Source organism: Paraburkholderia nemoris (assembly GCF_905221015.1).
GTDB classification, from domain to species: domain Bacteria; phylum Pseudomonadota; class Gammaproteobacteria; order Burkholderiales; family Burkholderiaceae; genus Paraburkholderia; species Paraburkholderia nemoris.
Window position 1 is genome coordinate 1 of the sequence record NZ_CAJNBO010000127.1, and the last position, 512, is coordinate 512.

Annotated in this window: 1 protein-coding gene; it reads left to right on the forward strand. The window is 62.3% G+C overall.

From position 1 onward, the window contains the following. On the forward strand, window positions 1-189 hold a 189-nt coding region (locus KHO33_RS41975; RefSeq protein ID WP_200568589.1), incomplete at its 5' end, for a hypothetical protein. Window positions 190-512 lie beyond the last annotated feature (323 nt).

Below are 512 nucleotides of genomic sequence, written 5' to 3' on the forward strand. Positions count from 1 at the left end.
GTCACGGTCACGGTCACGGTCACGGTCACGGTCACGGTCACGGTCACGGTCACGGTCACGGTCACGGTCACGGTCACGGTCACGGTCACGGTCACGGTCACGGTCACGGTCACGGTCCGGGTTGCGGTTGCCGTTCCAATCGCAATCCCGGTGGCGGTGACGGTGGCGAAAGTTGCAGCGGTGCAATGACGAGCCACGGCCGGTGGCGAGGCGTGGGCGCCAAAACGCGGCGATCGGTTTTATGAATGGCTCTTCGGCGCGCGCAGCGCCGCCGGAAGTATGACGCCCTTGTCACAAGCGCATGCACGGGCACGAACACAGATTCCAGATGCACCACTACCCTGAGCGAGCTGCGGGACCCGCTTAGCAGGGGCTTCTAGCCGCTTTCTTTTGCCTACTTTTCTTTGCGGCGGCCCCTCCATGTCAGGCTAGTTGTCGCCTCACCCGAACCGATTGATGTAAAGATGGGGGGCGGACAGCGAGTGGAAGATGAAACGCTATTCAGCGGAAAC